The following is a 16,803-nucleotide window of genomic DNA, read 5'->3' on the forward strand; positions in this document are numbered from 1 at the left end:
CGGTGGGACGGGCCCCCACGCGCCTGGTCGTCAACGCGGACGACCTCGGGCTGCACCCGGCCCTGGACGCCGGCATCCTCCGGGCGCACCGCGAGGGCATCGTCACCAGTGCCACGGTGCTGGTGAAGGGCCCCAACGCGGCGCGGGCGGTGCCGAGCGCGCGGGCCCAGGGACTGGCCCTGGGTGTCCACCTGAGCCTCTCCACCCGGCTGCCCCCGGCGGCTCCCGCCTCGCACGTGCCCACGGTGGCGCCGGATGGGCGCATGCGCGGCAGCTGGGCGGACTTCGCGCGGGCGTGGCTCACCGGTCAGGTGCGCCGCGAGGAGGTGGAGCTGGAGCTGGCCGCGCAGCTGAGGCTCGCGCGGGAGCTGGGCGCGGAGGTGGACCACCTGGACGCACACCAGCACCTGCACCTGCTCCCGGGTGTGCGCCCGCTGGTGGAGGCCCTGGCCAGACGCGAGGGCCTGCCCCTGCGCTGGCCGGACCGGCTGCCCCGCGTCTCGTGGCTGCGAGCGCCCGGGCCGGCGGTGAAGACGACGCTGCTGACGCTGCTGGCCCGCGCCGCGCCAGGGCCGATGCCCGGAGTCCGGCGGGTGAGCGCGGGCGGCGTCTTCGAGGCGGGCCAGCTCACCGAGTCGGCCCTGCTCTCGCTGCTGGAGTCGCTGCCTCCGGGAGACTTCGAGCTCGGCTGCCACCCGGGCGAAGGCCGTCCGCACGTGCCGGAGGACCCGGGTTGGCGCTACGGCTGGCAGTCCGAGCTGGACGCGCTCACCAGCCCCAGGGTGTTGGCGCGCATCGAGCGGCTCGGCGTGCGGCTGACCACCTACGGCGCGCTGGCCGGGGCCTCGGCGACCGCCTCCGCCACATAGAGGATGTGGGGCGTGGAGTAGCCCGCCCCCAGCGCCACCGTCTCGCGCGGGGCGAAGCCGGTCCGGCGCAGCAGGGCCTCCACCGCGCCGCGGGACTGAAGCACCAGCGCGCCACCGGCCTTCGTCCGGCCGAGCAGCTTCACCATCACCACCTCCTGCGCCAGGCACTTGAGGTGCTTCCAGGTGCCATCGCCCTCGGCCTCCTTCACCAGGAGCCGCCCACCGGGGCGCAGCAGACGCCGGGCCTCCCGAAGGAAGTCCGGCCAGCGCTCCACGGGCAGCAGGTAGAGCACGTCGCTCACCACCACCGTGTCGAAGTGCCCGGGCAGCCGCTCGGCCAATGTCTCCACGGTGCCCACCTCGACCTTCACGTTGGGCAGCCAGCCGGGTCCCTGGCGGGCCCACTCGATTTTGCGTGGGTCAGGATCGACCCCATGTACCGTCCGCTGGGAGTCGCTCAGGGCGAGAAGCCCGGAGAACAGCCCATGGCCGCATCCCACATCGGCCACGGTGCCACCGGGGGGTACACGGGCGGCGATGGCTTCGAGCGGCGCGGAGAAGGCACGGGCGTGGACGTGGAAGCGCTCGGCGGGGGGCAACCGGGAGAAGAGCGAGAGGGCGGCGGAGATGGGAGCGTTCATGACACGTAGGCTCCCGCACCGTAGGCGGCGGCGAGCGCTATGAGCAACACGGCACTCGTGGAGAGCACCCCCCAGCGAAGGCGAGGCCGCTCGCGCAGCAGCAGCGCGAGCGTGAGGAAGAGCGGAAAGGCGGCGAGCAGGTAGCGCCCCATGCCCATGAAGTCCTTGCTGGAGAGGGTGGGCATTCCGACCATGGCGGCGACATAGGCGCCGTAGCCCCAGCCGAGCCGCTTCACGGTGGGCCACACCAGGGCGAGCGCCCCGAGGGAGAAGGCGGCATGCCCCACCAGCCGCAGCCCGTCCGCGAGCGTCATGGAGGAGCTGAAGCCCTGGAACCAGCGCACCTTGAGCCAGGTGCGCCAACCGGGCCGCTGGTCCCACCCCGGAGCGGACTGCACCTTGGCGAAGGCGAAGGGCTCACCGAAGGCGTGCCAGAGGTAGAGGACGTAGAGCACGAGCCCCAGGCCAGCGAGCACCGGGAGCGCGTCCCAGAGGGTCCACTTCTCGCCGCGCTGGTGCTTCCACTCGAGCCGGCGCGCGAGCAGTCCGAGCACCAGCGCCGGAGCGACGGGGCGCGCGGCGGTGGCCACCGCGCCCAGCAGCACCGCGGGCAGGAGCTGGCCGCGCTCGAGCAGGTAGAAGGCGCTCACCAGCAGCAGGAGGAAGAGCGCGTCCGAGTACATCGCCCCGTAGAGGAAGAAGGCGAAGGGATAGAGGACGAGCAGCAGCCCCGCGTCGCGAGCGGCGTCCTCTCCCTTGAGGTGGGAGGCCCAACGGGTGAAGAGCACCACGGCGGCCCCGCCACAGAGCACGGTGAGCAGCACGCCGGCGATGAAGGTGTCCACGCCCAGCACGCCGAGCCCGCGGATGGCGAGCGGGTAGGCGGGGAAGAAGGCCACCGAGCTCTGCTGGCCAGGGGTGTACCCGTAGCCCTGGGTGGCGATGTCCGCGTACCAGCCCGCGTCGAAGCGGGCCCAGCCCAGCAACAGGGACGCGTTGGGCCAGGAGAGCCGCGCCGGGCTGTAGCTCTCGGGGAAGGAGCGCGCGGCCACCACCACGGCGACGGTGCAGGTGAGCAGGGCGCCAAGCGCGGCGAGGGCGACGGTGCGGGACGCGGAGCGGGGCATGGGCGCCGGGGGCATCGTCCAGAAACGCGCCAGGGTCAAGCTCCGCGCGCGATGGGCCTGGACGCGGAGTGCGGGTGCGAGGCCTCCCATGTCCCCTCCGGCTCACACGAGACTTTCCGCCCCCCGACCCTTCACCGAGAATGCCACTCCCTCATCAGGAGAGTGCATGCCCCTCACGTTCCGCAGCCTCGTGGTGCTCGTGTGCGTCGCGCTTGCCGGCCCGGCCCGGGCGCAGGCCGCGAGGCCCCAGCAGCCCTATGGCGATTCGTCCGAGCGCGCCGAATACATCCGCTCGCACTACACCAAGTTCGAGTACCGCGTTCCGATGCGCGACGGCACGAGGCTGTTCACGTCCGTCTACGTCCCCAACGACGCGAGCCCCGGCAAGCGCTACCCCGTGATGCTCGTGCGCACGCCCTACTCGGTGGCGCCGTACGGCCAGGACCGGTACGCGCGCAGGCTCGGGCCCACCGAGCAGTACGAGAAGGACGGCTTCATCTTCGCCTTCCAGGACGTGCGAGGCCGCAACATGTCCGAGGGCGAGTTCGTCAACGTGCGCCCGCACCTCGCGAAGAAGAGCGGGCCCAAGGACATCGACGAGAGCACCGACACGCACGACACCGTCGAGTGGCTGGTGAAGAACGTGCAGGGCAACAACGGGCGCGTGGGCCAGTGGGGCATCTCCTATCCGGGCTTCTACACGTCGGCGGGCGCCATCGACTCGCACCCGGCGCTCAAGGCGGTGTCGCCGCAGGCCCCCATCGCCGACTGGTTCTGGGACGACATGCACCGGCACGGCGCCTTCAACCTGGTGCTGGCGTTCAACTTCTTCTCCACCTTCGGCAAGCCCCGCCCGGTGCCCACCTTCAGCGAGGAATGGAAGCGCTTCGAGCACGGCACGCCGGACGGCTACCAGTTCTTCCTCGACCTGGGGCCGCTGAGCAACGCGGACACGCGCTACCTCAAGGGGGACGTCGCCTTCTGGAAGGACATCACCGCGCACCCCAACTACGACGAGTTCTGGCAGTCGCGAAACCTCCTGCCACACCTGAAGAACATCAAGGCCGCGGTGATGGTGGTGGGCGGCTGGTTCGACACCGAGGACCTGTACGGGCCGCTGCGCACCTATCGCGCCATCGAGAAGCAGAACCCGGGCATCGCCAACACGCTGGTCATGGGTCCCTGGCCGCACGGAGGCTGGACGCGCGCGGACAGCTCCGCGCTGGGTGACGCCGAGTTCGGCTTCCAGACGAGCGAGCTCTACCAGGAGCTGGAGCTGGCCTTCTTCAAGCACCACCTCAAGGGGGGAGAGAAGCCCAACCTGCCCGAGGCCCTGGTGTTCGAGACCGGCGCCAACCGCTGGCGGCGCTTCGAGACGTGGCCGCCGAAGCAGGTGCGCGAGCAGAAGCTCTACTTCCAGCCGAAGGGAGGCCTCACCTTCGCCGCCCCCACGGCCAGGGAGGAGTCCTTCGACGAGTACGTGAGCGACCCGAACAAGCCGGTGCCCTACACGACGGAGATCACCACGGCCTGGACCAAGAACTACATGACGGAGGACCAGCGCTTCGCGGCGCGCCGGCCCGACGTGCTCGTGTACCAGACGGAGCCGCTGCAGAACGATCTCACGCTCGCCGGGCCGCTGGAGGCGGAGCTGTGGGTGTCCACCACGGGCACGGACGCGGACTGGGTGGTGAAGCTCGTCGACGTCAATCCGGGCAAGGTGCCCGGCTTCTCGAGGGAGGACGAGGCGGCGGGCAAACGCAACCGGGGTGGCCAGCAGACGCTGGTGCGCGGTGAGCCGTTCCGAGGCCGGTTCCGCGACAGCTACAGCGAGCCCAAGCCGTTCAAGCCGGGAGAGGTGACGAAGGTGCGCTTCGTCATCAACGACGTCTTCCACACCTTCGAGCGGGGGCACCGGGTGATGATCCAGGTGCAGTCGAGCTGGTTCCCGTTCATCGACCGGAACCCGCAGACCTTCGTGCCCAACATCTTCGAGGCGAAGGAGGAGGACTTCGTGCGCGCCTTCCACCGCGTCTACCGCTCGGCGGCGCACCCGAGCTCGCTCAAGGTGAGCGTGCTGCCCGCGCTGGACGAGTGACGCGAGCCCGGGACGAAACCGGAGGGCAGGAGGAACGACTCCCCTGCCCTCCCGGTCCCCGGGGTCAGCGCGGGTAGAACGTCTTGCCCGCCTTCACCATGTCCACCAGGTACGGCGCGGGGGTGAAGCGCTCGCCGTACTTGTCCTGGTAGTGCTCCAGGCGGCGCAGCAGCTCGGCGGGGCCGAGGCTGTCCGCGTAGCGGAAGGGGCCACCGAGGAACGGCGGGAAGCCGAGCCCGAAGATGGCGCCCACGTCGCCGTCACGCGCGCTGCGCAGGATGCCCTCGCCCAGGCAGCGCACGGCCTCGTTCACCATCTGGAGGGCGCAGCGCTCGGCTATCTCGCGCGAGTCGAGCTGCTTGCGGTTCTTCCCGTGCGGCAGCAGCTCGTAGACGGAGACGTCCACCTCCTTCTTCTTCTTGCCGTCGTAGGTGTAGAAGCCCTTCTTGTTCTTGCGGCCCAGGCGGCCCTCGGCGACGACCTTCTCCAGGGCCTTGGGCGCGGCCATGCGCTTGCCGAAGGCGGCCTCCATGATGGGGCCCACCTTCTGGGCCACGTCGATGCCCACCTCGTCCAACAGGGTGATGGGGCCCACGGGGAAGCCGAACTCGACGAGCGCCTTGTCCAGCGCGGCGATGTCGGCACCATCGGCCAGCAGGTGCGCGGCCTCGTTCATGTACGGCGCGAGGATGCGCGAGGTGTAGAAGCCCGGCCCGTCGTTGACGACGATGACCGTCTTGCCCTGCTTCTTGCCCACCTCCACGCAGGTGGCCGTCACCCAGTCGGCGGTGCCCTTGTGGGTGATGATCTCCAGCAGCGGCATCTTGTTCACCGGGCTGAAGTAATGCATGCCGATGACCTGGGCGGGCCGGCGCGAGCCCTTGGCCAGCTCGGTGATGGGGATGCTGGAGGTGTTGGAGGCGAAGATGCAGTCGGCGTGGGTGACGGCCTCCACCTCGCCGATGATGCGGTGCTTGAGGGCCAGGTCCTCGAAGACGGCCTCGATGACCACGTCCGCGTTCTTGAAGCCCTCGTAGCCGGTGCCGCCGGTGACGAGCGCCATCTTCGCGGCCGCCTCGCGCCACGTGAGCGAGCGCTTCTTCACCCGCTCATCGTAGATGCCCTGCACCTGCTTGAGGGCGCGGCCCACGCCGGCATCGTCCTTGTCCTTCACGCGCACCGGCACGCCCTGCAGCGCCGAGCTGACGTAGGCGATGCCACCGCCCATCAGACCGCCGCCGAGCACGCCCACCTTCTTCACCTCGCGCGGCTTCACGTCCGGGTTGGAGGTGCCGTTCTCCTTCTTGAGGGCGGTGGTGGCGAAGAAGACCTCCACCAGCCGCTTGGAGACGTCGGACACCACCAGCTCGCCGAAGAAGCGGGCCTCGGCCTCCAGGCCCGCCGCGTGACCGGACTCCACGCCGATGCGAATGGCCTCCAGCGCCCGCTCCGGCGCCGGGTACTTGCCGCGCGTCTTCTTGCGCAGCTGCTTGCGCGCCTGGTCGAAGAGGATCTTCCGGCCCACCGGGTTGTCCTCGAGCGCGACCTCGGCCCACAGCTCCTTGTTGGCCAGCCCCGCCAGCAGCCCGCCCAGACCCTTCTTGCCCTGCTGCGCCACCGCCTTGAGGCCCTGACCGCGAGGACGCTCCACCTTGAGCATGCCCTCGGACAGCTCGCGGGCGCGCCGCACGGCGACAGCGCGGAGGATGGGCGCGGGCACCACTTCGTCCACCAGGCCCAGCTTCTTGGCCTTGGAGGGCTTCACGTTCTTGCCGGTGAGGATGAGGTCCAACGCGGCCTGCACGCCGATGAGGGCCGGCAGCCGCTGGGTGCCACCCGCGCCGGGGATGAGGCCGAGCTGCACCTCGGGCAGTCCGAGCGTCGTCTTCGGGCTGTCGGTGGCGATGCGGTAGTCACACGCGAGCGCCCACTCCAGGCCGCCGCCCAGACACGCGCCGTGGATGGCCGCCACCACCGGCTTGGGGAACGCATCCAGCCTGTCGAAGCCCTGCTGCCCCTGGCGCGAGGCGGCGGTGGCGTCGGTGGCCGTCTTGATGGTCTGGAGGAAGTCGATCTTCGCCCCGGCCACGAAGCTGTCCTTCTTGCCGGAGGTGAAGACGACCGCCTTCACCGCGGGGTCCTTCTCCGCGCGGCCGAGCAGCGCGGCGAACGCCTCGCCCACGTCGGGGGAGAGCGTGTTCACCGACTCGCCGGGCAGGTCGAAGGTGAGGACCGCGACGTTGTCCTCGACCTGGTAGGTGAAGCCCTGCTTCGCCTCGAGCTCCTGTGCCTTCATCGCAGCCATCACGCACGCTCCAGGACCACCGCGGCACCCAGGCCGCCGGCGGCGCAGACGGTGCACAGCACCGTGTTCTTGTTCTGACGCTTCAGCTCATGCAGGGCCTGGGTGACGATGCGCGCCCCCGTGGCTCCGAAGGGGTGACCGATGGAGATGGAGCCACCGGCCAGGTTGAGGCGCGTGCGGTCCACCTCGCCCACCGGCGCGCTCCAGCCGGCCTTCTGAGCGAACTCCTTGGAGGCCAGCGCCTGGATGTTGCTGGCCACCTGGGCGGCGAACGCCTCGTGCATCTCCACGATGTCGATGTCCGAGAGCTTCATCCCCGCGCGCTGCAGCGCGATGGGGGCCGCGTAGGCCGGGCCCTGGAGGAGCTGTCCACCCGGGTCGGTGGCGGCATAGGCGTGGGAGCGCAGGTAGCCGAGCGGCTCCAGGCCGAGCGCCCTGGCCTTCTCCTCGCTCATCAGCAGCAGCGCGGCGGCGCCGTCGGTGAGCGGCGAGGCGTTGCCCGCGGTGATGGAGCCGTACTTGCGGTCGAACGCGGGCTTGAGCTGGGCGAGCGCCTCCAGGCTCGTGTCCTCGCGGACGATGTTGTCCTTCTGCGACACCTTCTCGTACTTCGGCGGCACCACGACGTGCATCACCTGGGGGTCGAAGAAGCCGTCCTTCCAGGAGCGCGCGGCGTTCTGGTGCGAGTTGAACGCGATGCGATCCTGCTCCTCGCGGGAGATGCCGTTCTCCTTGGCCATCTTCTCCGCGCTCTCCCCCATGGTGAGGCCGGTGGAGTACTCGGCGATGGCCGGGGGCACGGGGACCAGGTCGCGCGGCTTGAGCGCCTGGAAGGCCCTGAGCTTCTCCGTGAGACTCCGGGCCTTGGAGGCGGCCACCAGCGCCTGGGCCAGCGGGCGGCTGGTGAAGATGGGCGCGTCCGACATGGACTCGGTGCCACCGGCGATGACCACGTCCGCCTCGCCCACGGCGATGGCGTTGGCCGCCGTCGTCATGGCCTGGATGGAGGTGGCGCAGGCGCGCGCCACGGTGAACGCTTCAATCTTGCGCGGCAGCCCCGCGGCGAGCACCACCTCGCGCGCGATGGACGGCGCGGTGAGCGTGGGGATGACCTGGCCGAACACCAGCTGGTCGATCTCCTGGGGATCGATCTCCGCGCGCTGCACCAGCTCCTGGACCACCATGCGGCCCAGGTCCAGCGCGGTGAGCTTCGCGAAGTCGGTTCCCGCCTTCACGAAGGGCGTCCGCAACCCGCGGACGATGGCCACCCTGCGGTGACCGTTGCGCTGCTTCTCGCGTGCCATGTGTGCCTCACCCTCCTGCAGAATGAGGCGCATCTAATGACCCGTGGCGCATCGCGTCAACGGGAGATTGACTCCAGAATCAACACGGACACGCCCCCTGGCTGCTCCCCCTCGGAGCGAGGTCAGGGAGCCGTGCCCGGCTGTTGAGCAGCCGACTTTTCGAGGAGGAACTCCTCCAGGGGGCGGAGCTCCGGAGCGACCCAGAGCGAGGACACGTCGGCCTGCTTGAGACGCTCGATCAGCGCGTCCGGGAAGGGCTGCGCACCCGCCTGCGCGAACAGCTCGGCGAGTACCCGGTTGGGCTCGTAGCGACCCCGGATGAGCTGCTCGAACGAGGGACTCACGGGCACCAGGGAGCGCAGCAGTGACTCATCACGGAAGAGGAGCACGGCGACCTCGGGTGCGATCAACAAGACCCGCCATTCACCCGAAGGCGCCGCGTCGCCCAGGAGATACTCCATCAAGCCCCCCTGCTCCGCCATCATGGCTGGCGAGAGCGTATCCGCGTCGGCCACCACGGCCACGGGGACCCGCCGCAGCGCGAGGATGCTCCGCGCCGTGGATACAGTTCCGCCACGGCCTTCATCTGCCCGAACCTGGATGGCCCGATCGCGCAGGCGGGGATGACCGTCCACCAGACGCTTCATGAGCCACCCCGCCACGAGTCCCGAGGTCACGATGAACGCACTCATCCAATCTTCCTCCCGTCCATCAGGTTCAGCTCCACGAGCCCCATCTCCACCGCGTACCGCAGCTTCCTCCTCATGCCCTCGATGAGCCGTCGCTCTCGTAGGGCCACATCGATCTCCGAGCCTCGCCACAGCAACACATCCGGCGGCGGCAGCATCCGCGCCAGCGTGAGCGCCGTCGAAGAGAACTCGCCCGTATTGAACAGCGCCCCAATGGCCGTTCGCGGGCGACGCAGAAGTTGTGATTTCAGCTTGACGATGGCAACGGCATCTACTGGTCTGGTCACATCTTTGAACTCTACCAGACAGGACTCCCCATCGAAATAGACCACCCCGTCGATCTGCTCCAGGAGGACTCCATCCTGGTAGACCCGGTAAGGCCAGGTCACCTCGGCGCCCTCCAACTGGAAGGCCCGCAGGATGAGGTACTCCAGCAGCACACCAGCGGGCCAATCGGCGGTCGTAACACCCGCTCGAAGGCCCTCCCACAGCTCCAGCAATCCTCGATGTTCGAGCGCGAGTACCCTGCGCTGGTACTCACCACTCCTGCCCTCGTCCGTCACGGCGCCCGTCCCCTTCCCCAACACCTCACGCCACCCTACCGGGCGCCTCTGACATCCCCGGTCGACCCACGGGGTGACATCATCAGGTGCCCTGGCGGAGCGCGATGCCGTGCTTGTGGACGGCATCCACGAAGAACTTCGCGGCCTCCGGATCCGTGGGCGGGAGGATGCCGTGGCCGAGGTTGCAGATGTGTCCCACGGGGCCGGCTCGGCGGAGGATGTCCACCACGCGCTGCTCCAGCTCCTCGCGCGGCAGGAACAGGTGAAGCGGATCCAGGTTGCCCTGCACGGCCACATCGGGGCCGAGGACGCGGCGGGCCTCGTCGATGGGCGTGCGCCAGTCCTGCCCGATGACGTCCGCGCCGGTGCGCTTGAGCAGCGGCAGGTGGTTGGACATGCCGGTGCCGAAGACGATGACGGGCACGCCCTTGGCCTGGACCTCCTTCACCATGCGCGTGAGGTACGGCAGACAGAAGCGCTCGTAGTCCCAGGGCGAGAGCTCGCCGCCCCACGAGTCGAAGATCTGCACGATGCTCGCGCCCGCCTCCACCTGCATGAGCAGATACGGGATGAGGGTGCTCGTCAGCTTCTCGAAGAGGGAGTGGGCCAGCTTGGGCTGCTCGAAGAGGAGCCGCTTGATGAGGATGTAGCTCTTGGAGCCACCGCCCTCGACCATGTACGCGGCGAGGGTGAAGGGAGCGCCGGAGAAGCCGATGACGGGCACCGAGTCATTGAGGGCGCGCCGGGTGCGGCGGATGGCCTCGGCGACGAAGCCGGTGCCCTGGACGGGGTCGGGCACCGCGAGGCGCTCGATGTCCGCGGCGGTGCGCACGGGGTTGGGGAAGTGAGGCCCCTTGTCGCCGAGCTCCAGCTCGATGCCCATGGCCTCCACGGGGATGAGGATGTCCGAGAAGATGATGGCGGCATCCACGCCCAGGCGGGTGATGGGCTGCACGGTGACCTCGGCGGCGAGGTCCGGGTTCTTGCACAGCTCGAGGAAGCCGATGTTGCCGCGGATGGCGCGATACTCGGGCAGGTAGCGGCCGGCCTGGCGCATGAGCCACACCGGGGTGGTGTCGGTGGGCTGGCGGCGAGCGGCGCGGAGGAGGCGATCGTTCAAGGGGTGGGCTCCATGTGTGCCCCCTCTCCCTCGGGGAGCGGGCGGGGGGCGAGGGTTGTCAGGAGCAACCGCCAGGGTCAACGCTCCTGTCAGGGCGCTGCGGAATGATCCGTCCCCTAGAAACGTATGCTTGACAGTGACGGTCGTGGTCGATACAAGGCCGCCCCGTCGCAACGCGGTGACGCAAGCGAGGGGCGGATAGCTCAGCGGTAGAGCGTCGCCCTTACAAGGCGAGGGTCACAGGTTCAATCCCTGTTCCGCCCAAGCAGCAGTTGTAGTAGTGAAAGAGCAGTGTCGTGGGGAGTTAGTTCAGTTGGTTAGAACGCCGGCCTGTCACGCCGGAGGCCACGGGTTCAAGTCCCGTACTCCTCGCCAATAGAAGGGCCCGGAATCGCAAGGTTCCGGGCCCTTCGTCTTTGCTCACCCACCTGTCTTTCCCCGCGTCGAGGAGCCTGTCTCCAGAATGCTGGGCGCCCGTCGCGTCGAGCAGGCTGATGGCCGCGTCCTTCGCCGCCGGGGACAGGTGCATGTACCTCTGCGTGGTGAAGAGGCTCTCGTGGCCCGCCAGCCCTGGCCACGGGCTCGCCGTCGTCTCGGTAGAGCACCCAGGCCCCTCGCAGGTGACGGTTGGCCGCCAACAACGCCGCCAGCCGCTTCGTCATCGGCACCCGGCGGTCCCGTCGGTTGGCCCTCGCGCCGGGGCCAGGCTCGCACCTGCCGTGGGCAAGCCCAGGTGCTCCACAATCATGCTACCCAGAAGTCCTTTCCTCCCATCCTGGAGCCCCCATGCTCACCGCGATGACCGTGGCGCTCGGTGTCCTGCTGTCGGCGCCGCCCGAGAAGCCCTCTGGAAAGCCTTCCACCGTCCATGCGGCGAAGCCAGCTCCCGCTCCCGTCGACGGAGTGTCTGCCATCATCGAGGCCGCGCAAGACCATCTCATCGTCGGGGTCGGCGAGCGGCACCACAGCGCGCCCACCCACGAGTTCCTGCACCGCCTCGTGCATGACCCGCGCTTCCCCACCGCGTTCCAGGACATCGTCGTGGAGTTCGGCAACTCCCGCTACCAGGGCGTCATGGATCGCTACGTGGCCGGAGAGTCCGTCCCGGCCGAGGAGCTGCGGCTCGCGTGGCGCAACACGACCCAGTTGCTCGTCTGGGATTCGCCCCTCTACGAGCAGTTCTTCACCACCGTGCGGGACGTCAGCAAGGGAGGGATTGCCTCGCGCGTGGCGTCCTGGCGGCCAGGAACCCTGGCGCGACTGGCGGGCACGTCGCTGGGCGCGGAGAGCTCGGCCCTGCTCATGTCCGGCACGATCCGAATCCTGCGCATGGTCGACGGCAAGCACGTGCCGGTGACCCTCGAACCGAAGGACTGTCCGCCACTGGAGGAGCACGGAGATCGACGAGCTCGTGAAGGCGGCGAAGAAGGCCCAGCGCCGTTCCCGGTAGGGCCCTCCGCAGCTCGCGCACGTCCCGAGCGCCCCTCCGTGCATCCACGCACCAGCCGGTCCCTGCCTGGTTGAACAGCCCGAAGAAGCCGCCTTTGCGGAGGACGCTTTGCTTCGACCCGGGACGGTCCTCGGGTGCTGCCTCGTGAGCGACCAGGGCCTGTGTTGGGGCCTGCTCGCGCACCGTTATCGATGGACTCGGCACAAAGGCGCAACCGGCTCAGGCGTGCAGCAGCCGCGCGGCGATCGGGAGGTGATCGGAGGGCTCGGTCTCCGACGGCATCGGCGTCCGGTCGTCCAGCTCCGGCAGCCGGACCGGCTGCGCCTGGAGCGCGCGCGAGTGGAAGAGGAAGTCGATCGCCTTGGGTATGCCGTTCGCGTTGCAGGTCGGCTGGTGCCGCCCCTCGTAGGCATCGAGCAGCCCGGCCGCCGCGAACGCTCGGACCAGCGGCTCCCCGGGCTGCGCGTTGAAGTCGCCGCACACGACCCACAGGGCCTCCGGGTCCCGCCGGACCAGCTCCTCGAGCAGCTCGGCCGCCTCCTGCATCCCCTGGTGCTGCTCCACGGGCCTGTCCGGCCGGTCCCAACGCAGGTGCGTGCACGCCACGCGCAACCGGTCCCCTCCGGCGTCGAAGTCCACGACCAGCGCCAGGTGCCCGGAGATGCGCCCGTCCTCCAGCCGGTCCTTGAAGTAATGGGCCCGGTGGCCCAGGCAACGCTCCAGGCGGTGGAACACCGCGCAGCCGTCGGGCCGGCCCTGCTGTTTCAGGGCCAGCACGCCCGCGTACCCGCGCGGCTCCAGCGCCCTCTGGAGCGCGGCGAAGCTGCCGGGCTCCACCTCCTGCAGGCAGACGATGTCCGCGTCCAGCCCCGCGATCCGGCGGGCCAGCGCCTCCTGGCGCCTCTGCGGCTGGAAGACGTCCGCGGGCGTGTGCGGGAACCACTCGGGCTTGACGTAGGCGTCCGCCAGGATGTTGTACGAGGCAATTCGCAGATCCACCGCCATCGGCGGAAGTATAGCGGGCTCCTGCTGTTCTGCGCCCCCGCGGCCCCTCCCGGGGTTACGAAACTTCCATGTCTGATCAACCCAAACCCCAGGTCTCCACGTTGGTCCAGCAGAAGGCCGCCAGCCTCGGCGAGGAAGGCGAGGCGTGGTTGGCGGGACTGCCCGATGTCATCGCTCACCTCGAGGAGCGGTGGTCGGTGACGGTCGGCGAGGCGCTCGGGGGCGGGAGCGCGGCCTTCGTCGCGCGGGCGCGGACGGCCGACGGTGGAGAAGCCGTCCTCAAGGTCGCACTTCCCGACCCGAACTTCCGGGCACAGGCTCAGGTGCTCGAACGTGCGCGAGGCCACGGCTACGCGCGTCTGCTCGGGGCTGACCTCGAGCACCGCGCGCTCCTGCTCGAGTCCTTGGGGCCTTCGATGGAGCAGCTCGGGATGCCGGCGGAGCGTCAGCTCGAAACCCTGGCCGCCATGCTCGAGCGGGCGTGGGAGGTACCACCCCTGGTGGAGCCGACGCAGGCGGCGGTGGAAGCGAAGGCACGCGAGTTGCACGAACTGGTGAGTCGGCTATGGGTGGAACTCGGCCGGCCCTGCTCGAACGAGGCGTTCAGCCAGGCGCTGCGATTCGCCGAGCGACGCGTTGCGGCGGCGGAGCCTGGACGAGCCGTGCTCGTCCACGGAGATCCTCACCCCGCGAACGCGCTGCAGGTGAAGACGCCAAGAGCCGGCGCGGAACTGGGCTTCGTCTTCGTCGACCCGGACGGATTCCTCGCCGATCCGGCGTACGACCTGGGCGTGGTCCTGCGCGAATGGTGCTCCGAGCTGCTCGCGGGAGACGCCTCCACGGTGGCCCGGAGGTATTGCCATCTCCTGGCCAGCCACACCGGCGTCGATGAGCAAGCCATCTGGGAGTGGGGCTTCCTCGAGCGCGTGTCGAGTGGCCTCTACGCGTTGGCCTTCGGCGCCGAGGAGCTCGGGCGTCCCTTTCTCGTGACGGCCGAGAGACTCCTCGATTGACCCGTGGGCACGCGGTGCTCGGTGAGCCTTCTTCGGGATTCCTGGTGGAGTACCTTTGCCACCGCCCCTTCGCGCCAAGGGCTGCTTGCGGTAGAGAAATGGCCCATGCACAAGAGCCGATGCACCAACTGCAACGCGCCCATGGCCGAAGGCACCACCTTCTGTGACCACTGCGACCTGGGCCCGGGAGGGGCCGCCCGTCCTCCGCCGCCCGCCCCCTCCGCGGTGACGAAGGCCGCCAGCAGCGGGGGCATCTTCCTCATCGGCCTCGTGCTGTTCCTCTCTCGGCAGCTCTGGCGCCTGGTCGTTTTCCTCTTCAGTCAGCTCTGGCGCCTGGTCGTGTGGCTCGTGCCACCATGGTCCCGCAGGACCAAGATCGCCCTGGGCGTCGTGGGGCTGGCGTTCGTCGGCCTCGTGGGAGTCTCGGTGGTGCTCCACGAGACGGTGTACTCCATCCGGATGGATGCGCCACGGTACAGCGCCAACCCGCTCCCGCCCGGGCAGCGTCCGATCGAGGCCATCGAGGCGGCGCAGGTGGTCCTGGACATGCGCGACACTCCCGACCGGACCCTCGAGCAACGCAAGCAGGCGTGGCGGGAGAAGTACGAGGGGCACTGGGTGTCCTGGAAGGGCACCGTGGACAAGGTGTATCCCGGTATCGGTCGTCTCCAGTTGCTGTCCGCGGGGGACCAGCACTTCCAACTGGAGGTGGACTTCGACCCCATCCACGCGGCCCGGCTGGAGAAGCTCCAGAAGGGACAGGAGGTCCGCGTGAGCGGCATGCTGTGGGGTTACTACTTCAACCTGGACACGTTCCGGCTTGCCGAGGGCGCTCTGGTGGACGAACTCGCACCGGGACACGTCCAGGATGGTCCCCTGTAGAAACATCTCCAGGGAAGCAAGCAAGCCTTTGCCGCGTGAATCGCTCCGTCGGCGACCTTCCGGACCCGGGTGATGGCCCACGCGCATCCGTTGGCGCCCTGTAGACCGGACTCATAGCTTTGACGATGAGCGCGCCGGTCCACGCGCAACCCTCGTTCGCCAGCCCATGCCTGGCGCGCCGGGAGGGCAAAGGGGAGTCCTCTCCTCGGACAGTGAGTCCGCATCGCACTCGCTTCTCGAGCGGGCGACGAGCGCATGGGGCTTCTCGCGCCGCGAGAGGTGGGCGATGACCCTCAAGAAGAATCTGAAGAAGCGCGTCCGGGCGCGTCAGGAGAAGACGGGCGAGTCGTACACGACCGCGCGGATGCACGTGTTGAACCAGGAGCAGGCCAGCAGACCGAAGGTGAGCCAGGAGTCACTCCGGGAGGTGACTCCGCTGGTCGACGAGGTGGGGCTGACGGGCCAGGCGTTCCTCATGCCGCGCTTCCTCGAGTCGCTCGCCCGGCCGGCCCTGAAGCGCCTGCGCGAGTTGCTCCTGGCCACCAGGGACGAGCCCGCGACGCAGCGGATGCGTGCGGTGCTCCTGAACGGCGAGCCGGACACGATGGACTTCGCATCCCTCTCTCGGGAGTGGGTACAGACGCAAGCGTTCCTGCGGAACCTGCGGCTCGGCATGCGGGGCCCCAGCCGGAGCGGGCGCCTCCTCTCGTTCGAACTGAGGGCGGATGGCATGCCCGTCACGATCGTGGTGGCGCTCATGCCGTCGCTGAAGGAGACGCCGAAGCTGCTGCTCGGCGCGGCCGAGGACTTCTTGCATGCCGTGCACACCCTGAGCAACCCGGCCGTGCTGAGCGGGTCATTCTTCTTCCCGGACGTGTGGTAGGCGGCATGAACAGACTCGCTCGGAGAGGCGGCGTCACACCTGCGCGGTGGGACGGATGACAATCTCGTTCACATCGACATCGGCCGGCTGCTCGATCGCGAACGCAATGGCGCGGGCGATCGCATCCGGCGGCATCGCGAGCTTATCCCGGGTGGCGGCGAGCTGGGCTCTCACCTCCGGATTCGTCACGCCCTCCGCGAAGTTCGTCCGGACGATGCCAGGCGAGATGATCGTCACGCGCAGCTTGTCGCTGGCCTCCTGGCGCAACCCCTCGGAGATGGCGCGCACGGCGAACTTCGTGCCGGAATAGACAGACTGGTTCGGCACGGTGCGATGTCCCGCCGTGGAAGCGATGTTGACGAAATGCCCGAAGCCCTGCGCACGGAAGACAGGCAGTGCCGCGGCGATGCCATACAGAACGCCTTTGATGTTGATGTCGATCATCTCCTCCCAATCCCCAACGCGCAGGTCGTCGAGGGGAGAAACCGGCATGATGCCGGCATTGTTGACGAGAACGTCGAGCTTGCCATACCGCTCACATGCCAGCTTGACGAGGCCAGCCAGATCGTCGCGCCGTTTGACGTCTGTGCGTGCATGGGCTGCCTCGCCACCCGCTCCCACGATACGGGAAGCGAGAGCCTCGAGGCGATCCGCCCGGCGCGCCCCGAGTACGACCTTCGCACCGCGCTCGGCGAGCAGGAGCGCGGTCGCCTCACCGATTCCGCTGCTCGCGCCCGTGATGACGACGACCTTGCCTTCGTTCCGCACGGAGAAACTCCTTCTCTTGGGTTGCGGTGCGAAGGATTGAACGGCGGATGCACGGCGGGCTTGGGCATTGTTGGCGGACAGGTCCC

15 protein-coding genes and 2 tRNA genes are annotated in these 16,803 nt (G+C 69.1%); 8 read left to right on the forward strand and 9 right to left on the reverse strand.

From position 1 onward, the window contains the following. Positions 1-2 precede the first annotated feature (2 nt). Positions 3-869: a ChbG/HpnK family deacetylase gene (locus tag JRI60_RS36970; protein WP_204220618.1), complete on the forward strand. Its 867-nt coding sequence runs from the start codon at positions 3-5 to the stop codon at positions 867-869. Here JRI60_RS36970 and JRI60_RS36975 read toward each other — a convergent pair. Together JRI60_RS36975 and JRI60_RS36980 are read right to left on the reverse strand one after the other, a co-directional pair. Beyond that, on the reverse strand, positions 824-1,510 hold the full coding sequence (locus tag JRI60_RS36975) for a class I SAM-dependent methyltransferase (RefSeq protein ID WP_204220619.1): 687 nt from the start codon (positions 1,508-1,510) through the stop codon (positions 824-826). The genes JRI60_RS36970 and JRI60_RS36975 overlap by 46 nt on opposite strands. After that, the gene (locus JRI60_RS36980; protein WP_204220620.1) at positions 1,507-2,637 is read right to left on the reverse strand and encodes a mannosyltransferase family protein; all 1,131 of its coding nucleotides are present in this window, start codon (positions 2,635-2,637) and stop codon (positions 1,507-1,509) included. The genes JRI60_RS36975 and JRI60_RS36980 overlap by 4 nt, the downstream gene beginning before the upstream one ends. Before the next feature lie 166 nt (positions 2,638-2,803). Between JRI60_RS36980 and JRI60_RS36985 the strand changes: the two genes are divergently transcribed. Then, a complete protein-coding gene (locus JRI60_RS36985; protein WP_204220621.1) occupies positions 2,804-4,735 on the forward strand; it encodes a CocE/NonD family hydrolase in 1,932 nt (643 codons plus the stop codon). 64 nt (positions 4,736-4,799) lie between these two features. Here the strand turns inward: JRI60_RS36985 and fadJ are convergent, their stop codons facing one another. From fadJ to hemE, 5 genes are all read right to left on the reverse strand, one after another. After that, a complete protein-coding gene (gene fadJ / locus JRI60_RS36990; RefSeq protein ID WP_204220622.1) occupies positions 4,800-7,040 on the reverse strand; it encodes a fatty acid oxidation complex subunit alpha FadJ in 2,241 nt (746 codons plus the stop codon). After that, a complete protein-coding gene (gene fadI / locus JRI60_RS36995; protein ID WP_204220623.1) occupies positions 7,040-8,344 on the reverse strand; it encodes an acetyl-CoA C-acyltransferase FadI in 1,305 nt (434 codons plus the stop codon). Before fadI ends, fadJ begins: the two co-directional genes overlap by 1 nt. A 122-nt stretch (positions 8,345-8,466) precedes the next feature. Next, on the reverse strand, positions 8,467-9,036 hold the full coding sequence (locus JRI60_RS37000) for a hypothetical protein (RefSeq protein ID WP_204220624.1): 570 nt from the start codon (positions 9,034-9,036) through the stop codon (positions 8,467-8,469). Then, positions 9,033-9,596: a hypothetical protein gene (locus JRI60_RS37005; protein WP_204220625.1), complete on the reverse strand. Its 564-nt coding sequence runs from the start codon at positions 9,594-9,596 to the stop codon at positions 9,033-9,035. The genes JRI60_RS37000 and JRI60_RS37005 overlap by 4 nt, the downstream gene beginning before the upstream one ends. A gap of 82 nt (positions 9,597-9,678) precedes the next feature. Further along, positions 9,679-10,716, reverse strand: a complete 1,038-nt coding sequence (hemE, locus tag JRI60_RS37010) for a uroporphyrinogen decarboxylase (RefSeq protein WP_204220626.1) — start codon at positions 10,714-10,716, stop codon at positions 9,679-9,681. 192 nt (positions 10,717-10,908) lie between these two features. Between hemE and JRI60_RS37015 the strand changes: the two genes are divergently transcribed. The 3 genes from JRI60_RS37015 (at position 10,909) to JRI60_RS37025 (ending at position 12,240) form a co-directional block, all read left to right on the forward strand. Next, positions 10,909-10,980 (forward strand) — tRNA-Val (locus JRI60_RS37015). A gap of 34 nt (positions 10,981-11,014) precedes the next feature. Continuing rightward, positions 11,015-11,091 (forward strand) — tRNA-Asp (locus tag JRI60_RS37020). 411 nt (positions 11,092-11,502) lie between these two features. Then, positions 11,503-12,240 carry a hypothetical protein gene (locus tag JRI60_RS37025; RefSeq protein WP_204220627.1) on the forward strand — a complete coding sequence of 246 codons (738 nt, stop codon included), beginning with the start codon at positions 11,503-11,505 and terminating at the stop codon, positions 12,238-12,240. A 145-nt stretch (positions 12,241-12,385) separates the two neighbouring features. Here JRI60_RS37025 and JRI60_RS37030 read toward each other — a convergent pair whose 3' ends face one another. Further along, on the reverse strand, positions 12,386-13,171 hold the full coding sequence (locus tag JRI60_RS37030) for an endonuclease/exonuclease/phosphatase family protein (RefSeq protein ID WP_204220628.1): 786 nt from the start codon (positions 13,169-13,171) through the stop codon (positions 12,386-12,388). Positions 13,172-13,239: 68 nt separating this feature from the next. Here JRI60_RS37030 and JRI60_RS37035 point away from each other — a divergent pair, with 68 nt between their 5' ends. From JRI60_RS37035 to JRI60_RS37045, 3 genes are all read left to right on the forward strand, one after another. Then, positions 13,240-14,184, forward strand: coding sequence for an aminoglycoside phosphotransferase family protein (locus JRI60_RS37035; protein WP_204220629.1), 945 nt, complete (start codon positions 13,240-13,242; stop codon positions 14,182-14,184). Positions 14,185-14,289: 105 nt separating this feature from the next. Next, a complete protein-coding gene (locus tag JRI60_RS37040; RefSeq protein ID WP_204220630.1) occupies positions 14,290-15,066 on the forward strand; it encodes a zinc ribbon domain-containing protein in 777 nt (258 codons plus the stop codon). A gap of 286 nt (positions 15,067-15,352) precedes the next feature. Then, positions 15,353-15,949, forward strand: coding sequence for a hypothetical protein (locus tag JRI60_RS37045; RefSeq protein ID WP_204220631.1), 597 nt, complete (start codon positions 15,353-15,355; stop codon positions 15,947-15,949). Between the two features lie 33 nt (positions 15,950-15,982). Here the strand turns inward: JRI60_RS37045 and JRI60_RS37050 are convergent, their stop codons facing one another. Further along, on the reverse strand, positions 15,983-16,717 hold the full coding sequence (locus JRI60_RS37050) for an SDR family oxidoreductase (RefSeq protein WP_204220632.1): 735 nt from the start codon (positions 16,715-16,717) through the stop codon (positions 15,983-15,985). Positions 16,718-16,803 lie beyond the last annotated feature (86 nt).

The sequence above is a fragment of the Archangium violaceum genome, from assembly GCF_016887565.1.
Lineage (GTDB): Bacteria > Myxococcota > Myxococcia > Myxococcales > Myxococcaceae > Archangium > Archangium violaceum_B.